This is a genomic window from Intrasporangium sp. (genome assembly GCF_039812505.1).
Taxonomy (GTDB): Bacteria; Actinomycetota; Actinomycetes; order Actinomycetales; family Dermatophilaceae; genus Intrasporangium_A.
The window spans coordinates 1-5,892 of sequence record NZ_JBDIAQ010000187.1 but is presented as its reverse complement, the minus strand read 5'-3'; the positions used below and the strand labels follow the sequence as shown (position 1 = coordinate 5,892).

Below are 5,892 nucleotides of genomic sequence, written 5' to 3'. Positions count from 1 at the left end.
CCCCGGAACCGCTCCGGCGCCAGCTCGTCGGAGGCCTTGAAGTAGAGGCCGGGCTCGACGGTGAGGATCATGCCGGGTCGCAGCTCGGCGTCCATGTACTCCTCGCGGGTCGCGAGCGCACAGTCGTGCACGTCGAGGCCGAGGTGGTGGCTCGTGCCGTGCACCATCCAGCGGCGGTGGTACTGGCCGTGCTCCTTGTCCAGGGTCTCCTCGACGCCGACGCCGTCGGGCAGCAGGCCCCAGTCGTGCAGGTGCTGGGCGATCACGCGGATCGCGGCGGCGTGCACGTCGCTGAACCGGTTGCCCGGCCGGGCGGCCGCGATGCCGGCCTGCTGCGCCTCGTAGACCGCCTCGTAGATCTCCCGCTGCGCGTCGGTGAAGGTGCCGCTGACCGGCAGGGTGCGGGTGATGTCGGCGGTGTAGAGCGCGTCGACCTCGACGCCCGCGTCGAGCAGCAGCAGGTCGCCGTCCTCGACCTCACCGGTGTTCTTGATCCAGTGCAGCGTGTTGGCGTGGTCACCGCTGGCGCAGATCGAGTCGTAGCCCACGCCGTTGCCGTGGTGACGGGCGTGCAGGCCGAAGACGCCCTCGACCCAGCGTTCGCCGCGCCCCCGCCGGACGGCCTCCGCGAGCTGGGCGATGACCGCCTCGAAGCCGAGCTTGGTCCCTGCGATGGCCGAGCGCATCTGCTCGACCTCCCAGGCGTCCTTGACCATCCGGAGCGCGGACAGGAATGCGGCCAGCTCTTCGTCAGGGGTCTGCTGCTGCTCGTCCTGCGCGACGGCGGCCGCGCCGGTCTCGGACGTCGCGGTGTCCGAGGCGTCGCCGACGCTCGCAGTGGTCCCGCGGTCGGCGGTCGAGTCGGTGGCGCCGGACTCGTCGCGAACCGCGTCCACGAGGGCGGCGACCTGCGGGTCGGCGTCACGCACGACCCGGATCCGCACCGTGCCGGCGTCCTTGGCCAGCGCGTCGCGCAGCTCGTCGATGTGGCGAGCCGTGACACCCAGCTCGGCCTCGACGTCCTCGATGGTCGGACGGGCCCCGACCCAGAACTCGCCGTACCGCGCGTCGGCGAAGAACTCCTCGGTGTCGCGACCGGCCAGCGGGCGGAAGTAGAGCACCGCGTCGTGCCCGCCATCGCCCGCACCCGGGTCCGACGCGGCGCGCGGCTCGAGCACGAGGACGGCATCGGGCTCGCGGTCGCTGCCCAGACCCGTCAGGTGCGCGAACGCGCTGTGCGGGCGGAAGACGTAGTCGCAGTCGTTGCTGCGGACCTTCAGGCCACCGGCCGGTACGACGAGTCGCTCCCCGGGGAAGCGCGCGCTGACCGCGGCACGGCGCTGGGCGGCATACCCGGCGGCCTCGGCGCGGGCCGGGAGCCCGGCGCTGCGGGGGGCCCAGCCGCGCGCGACGAACGCGCGGAACTCGTCGGTCGTCGGGCGGGCCCGGTTGGCGGACTTCTGCTGCTCTTCACTGGTCACGCAGCACATCGTCCCACCCCGGCGACCCGGTTCGGCACCGCATAAGGTGGCCGCGTGGCTCGCAGGCAACCGTCCCGTCGTCCCTCCGCCGTGCACGTCCGGCGGCCGGGCCTGCGCGCCAGTACGCGTCGGGCCATGCGCCCGAGCGGACCGCCGACCGACGAGATCCTGGTGTGGACCTCGCCCGACGGCGTCGACCGCAAGACCGCCCAGGCGGTCATCGACCTGGCCATGCGGGCCGGGGTCGCGCTGCTGTCGACGGGGGCCTCAGCCGCCGACGTGACCGGGACGGTCCTGATGCTCACGGATGCCTACCGGCTGCGCTCGGTGCACGTCGACGTCAACTACACCTCGGTCACCGTGTCGTACCACCGGGGCCCGGACGCCGACCCGATGACCGTGATGCGGATCGTCCGGTTCCGGGTGCAGGACTACACCCGGCTCGAGCGCCTGCGGACCCTGGTGGTGGACCTCGTGGCCCACCCGGTCGACCCCGAGGAGGCCCGGGTGCGCATCGACGGGGTCATCGGGGCGCCGCACCCCTACCGCCGCTGGGTCGTGACCGCGGCCGGGGCGACGCTCGCCGCGGCCGTCGCCGCGCTGATCGGGGCCGGCTGGCTGATGAGCGTCGCGACGTTCGTCAGCGCCTGGTTCATCAGCCGGGTCCTCGACTGGCTCGGCCGGCTCGGGGTGGCGGCGTTCTTTGCGCAGATCGTTGGCTCGGCCATCCCGACGGTGGCGGCCACCCTCGTCGTGGTGGCCCAGTCCAAGGGTGTCGCCGGACTGGGGCACGTCTCGCCGTCGCTGATCGTCGCGGCCGGCATCGTGATGCTGCTGTCCGGGCTGTCCGTCGTGGGGTCCGCCGAGGACGCCCTGTCGGGGTACTACGTGACCGCGGTCGCGCGGGCCTTCGAGGTCATCGTGCTGTCCCTGGGCATCGCGATCGGCATCTCGGTCGTGCTCGCGGTCGGCCAGCGCCTCGGGTATCCCATCGCGATCACCCCGTTCACCAGGCTCACCGACGACCTGGTGGTCCAGGTCGTGTGCGCTGCGGTCATCTCGGCCGCCTTCGCCGTCATGGCCTACTCGAACGGCCGGGCGGCGACACTCGCCGGTCTGGCCGGGGCGGCCGGCTGGGTCGCGCTGGCCGTGATGGAGGACGTCGGGGTGGGCTCGACGACGGCCTCGGCCGGTGCCGCCCTGGTCATCGGCTTCACGGTCCGGCTCCTCGCCCGGCGCCTGGACCTGTCGGCGATGGCGGTGACCACCGGCGCGATCGTGCCGATGCTCCCGGGCCGGGCGGTCTACCAAGGGATCTCGCAGGTCGTCTCCGAGCCGGAGGGCGCCGGGATAAGCGCGGGCCTGCCGACCCTGGTGGGCGCCTTCGGGCAAGGCCTGGCGCTGGCAGCCGGAGTCTCCCTGGGGACCTACTTCGCGGGGCTGCTGCTGGCCCGCCGCACCGGGCAGCGGCTCTCGGTGGCGGCCGGGGCCACGGTCCCGCGGGACCCGAAGCGCCGCCCGAGGCACCCGGTGCTGTCCGACTCGGGGGAGCTGCCCTCGCTCACCACGCGCGGTGACGCGCGCAGCGCGGTCACCCGCCGCGGGGGGTGACCGGCAGGGCCCGTTTGTGGGCGGTGCGGGCGTGCCAGCGCTCGATGACCTCGCGGTCGTGGTCCGCGACCGGCTTGCCCTCGAGGTAGTCGTCCACCGCGTCGTAGCCGACCCCGAGCGCGACCTCGTCCGGGTTCAGCGGCTTGCCGTCCTCGAGGTCAGCGGTCGGGACCTTCGCGACGAGCTCTTCCGGAGCGCCCAGGTGGCGGGCCAGCGCCCGTACGCGGCGCTTGTTCAGCCCGGCCAGCGGCGTCAGGTCGCAGGCCCCGTCGCCGAACTTCGTGTAGAAGCCCACGGCCGCCTCGGCGGCGTGGTCGGTGCCGATGACCAGCAGGCCCCGCAGCCCGGCCAGGTAGTACTGCGCGACCATGCGCTGGCGCGCCTTGACGTTGCCCTTGGCGAAGTCCACGCGCGCCGCGGCGACGAGCCCCGACTCGGCGCGGTCCACCTCGGCGATGACGGCGTCGGTCGCGTCCTTGATGTTGACCGTGGCGACCTCGTCGGGGCGGATGAAGTCGACCGCGCGGCGGGCATCCGCCTCGTCGGCCTGCACGCCGTAGGGCAGCCGCATCGCGACGAACCGCACCTGCGCGCCGCGTTCCCGGGCCTGCTCGCAGGCCAGCTGGGCAAGCCGCCCGGCGGTGGAGGAGTCGACCCCGCCGCTGATCCCGAGCACGTAGCCCCCGGCGCCCGTCGCCAGGAGGTAGTCGACCAGGAAGGCGACCCGGGCCCGCGCCTCGCGGGCGGCGTCGAAGTCGGGCGTGACGCCGAGCTCGCGGATGACCGCCTGCTGGGTCGGCCCGGGGGTGAAGGAAGTCGTCACGGGAGTGAAGGTACAGCGTGAGCAAGCACACGGCATACGAGCGTGTCCGTATGCCGCCCACTCCGGCACGCTGGGAGCGTCCGCTTTCGCACGTGAGGAGTTGGGATGCAGTTCGGGCGCAGCTACGAGCAGTTCGAGGTCGGGGCCGTGTACCGGCACTGGCCCGGCAAGACCGTGACCGAGTACGACGACCACCTGTTCTGCCTGCTGACCATGAACCACCACCCGCTGCACCTGGACGGCCACTACGCCGGGGAGACCACGCAGTTCGGGCGCAACGTCGTGGTCGGCAACTACGTCTACTCGCTGCTGCTCGGGATGTCCGTGGCCGACGTCTCGGGCAAGGCCATCGCCAACCTCGAGGTCGAGTCGCTCCGGCACGTCGCGCCGACCTTCCACGGCGACACGATCTACGGCGAGACGACCGTGCTCGGCAAGTGGGAGAGCAAGAGCAAGGACGACCGCGGTGTGGTGCACGTCGAGACGATCGGATACAAGCAGGACGGCCAGGTCGTGTGCATCTTCCGCCGCAAGGTGATGGTGCCAAAGCAGGCCTACCTCGACGCGCGCGGCGGTGAGCAGCCGGGCCGTCCGGTGCCGGTGCCGGACCGGAACTGGCCCGGGCCCGCCTGAGCGGGGCTCGCCCGGGCGGGGCTCGCCCGGACGGCTGTGGCTCGCCCGGACGCTGCGACCCGCCCGGGCGCTGCGCAACACACCGAGCAATCGTCAACTTCGACGGTTGCAACCATTGGACCTTGCCGCTGTTCGGTGTGTCGCGGTCGCCCACCAGTTCGGTGTGTCGCGGTCGCCCACCAGTTCGAGGTGTCCCGGTCGTCCACAGCCGGGGGCGGCTTCCGGCCCCGTCCACAGTGTCAGGGGACGGCCTGACGAGCAGCAGGGTCGAGGCCGCAGGCTGCCGTCATGGACACGCGACTTCACGCCCTGGCCGAGCTGCAGCACGGGGTGCTCGCCGCCCGGGACGCCCATGCCCGAGGGGTGTCGGACGTCGAGCTTCGGACCGGGGTCCGGGAGCGGCAGCTGGTCCGGGTTCGTCGTGGCGCCTATGTCGCCCGCAGCCGCTGGGAGGCCGCCGACGCCGACGAGAGGTATCGTCTGCGCGTGCTGGCGGTGGCCCGGACCAGACCCGGCGACACGGTCAGCCATCATGCGGCGCTGGCCCTGCGCGGCCTACCACTTTGGGGAGCCAGGACCGACCGGGTCGATCTGCTCGGTGCGGTGCGCCAGCCCGTGCACCGGGCCGGACTCTGCATCCATCCGACGGCCGGCGTCGTCCCCGAGGTGCTGCGCGGCGTGCGGGTGTGCCCCCTCGCGAGGGCCCTGGTGCGCACCGCACTGACCATGGGCCGCGACTGCGCTGTCGTGGCCGGAGATGCCGCGCTGCACGGCGGGCTCACTAGGCTCGAGGACCTCTAGGCCGAGGTTGCCCTCGTCAGCCCGCACGAGGGGAGGCAACGGGCACTGGACGCGGTGGTCCGGATGGACGGCAAGTCCGAGTCGGTCGGCGAGACCCGGATGCGGCTCATCTTCGAGGACGCGGGGCTGGCGTTCGAGACCCAACGGAGGATCACCGATGCGGCCGGCATCTTCATCGCCCGGGTCGACGCCTTCGTCGAGGGCGTGGTCGTGGAGTTCGACGGGAGGATCAAGTACCAGCGCCGGCGAGACGTCGAGGAGCAGGAGACCGCGATCCAGGACGCCGGCCAAGTCGTCTGGCTCGAGAAGCGCCGTGAGGACGCCATCCGCCGGCTCGGGCGTCCGGTCGAGCGGGTCGTCTGGCCCGAGCTCGACCGGCCCGGCCTGCTCGTGGGCCGGGTCCGGTCCGCCCGGCCCTCGCCGCCGCCCGGACACCGCAACACACCGAGCACCGTCCAACCTTGATGGTTGCAACCGGCGGGGTTGGCCGTTGCTCGGTGTGTTGCGAGGTGGTCCCGGTTGGTGGCTGCTCCGGACCGAGGG

6 protein-coding genes are annotated in these 5,892 nt (G+C 72.8%); 4 read left to right on the top strand and 2 right to left on the bottom strand.

The genetic code is table 11. The features are described 5' to 3' along the window. Positions 1-1,481 (bottom strand): aminopeptidase P family protein (locus WMI84_RS16420; RefSeq protein ID WP_347354852.1); only part of this gene is annotated, 1,481 nt, incomplete at its 3' end. A 135-nt stretch (positions 1,482-1,616) separates the two neighbouring features. Between WMI84_RS16420 and WMI84_RS16415 the strand changes: the two genes are divergently transcribed. Continuing rightward, on the top strand, positions 1,617-3,092 hold the full coding sequence (locus WMI84_RS16415) for a threonine/serine exporter family protein (protein ID WP_347354851.1): 1,476 nt from the start codon (positions 1,617-1,619) through the stop codon (positions 3,090-3,092). Here the strand turns inward: WMI84_RS16415 and nadE are convergent. Next, entirely contained in the window at positions 3,073-3,915 is an 843-nt protein-coding gene (gene nadE, locus WMI84_RS16410; RefSeq protein ID WP_347354850.1) for an ammonia-dependent NAD(+) synthetase, read from the bottom strand. The genes WMI84_RS16415 and nadE overlap by 20 nt on opposite strands. Before the next feature lie 105 nt (positions 3,916-4,020). Between nadE and WMI84_RS16405 the strand changes: the two genes are divergently transcribed. From WMI84_RS16405 to WMI84_RS16395, 3 genes are all read left to right on the top strand, one after another. Next, positions 4,021-4,548 carry a MaoC family dehydratase gene (locus WMI84_RS16405; protein WP_347354849.1) on the top strand — a complete coding sequence of 176 codons (528 nt, stop codon included), beginning with the start codon at positions 4,021-4,023 and terminating at the stop codon, positions 4,546-4,548. A gap of 288 nt (positions 4,549-4,836) precedes the next feature. Next, the gene (locus WMI84_RS16400; protein WP_347354848.1) at positions 4,837-5,349 is read left to right on the top strand and encodes a type IV toxin-antitoxin system AbiEi family antitoxin domain-containing protein; all 513 of its coding nucleotides are present in this window, start codon (positions 4,837-4,839) and stop codon (positions 5,347-5,349) included. A 63-nt stretch (positions 5,350-5,412) separates the two neighbouring features. After that, complete coding sequence (locus tag WMI84_RS16395; protein ID WP_347354847.1) at positions 5,413-5,814, top strand: hypothetical protein; 402 nt, start codon at positions 5,413-5,415, stop codon at positions 5,812-5,814. Positions 5,815-5,892: the final 78 nt, after the last annotated feature.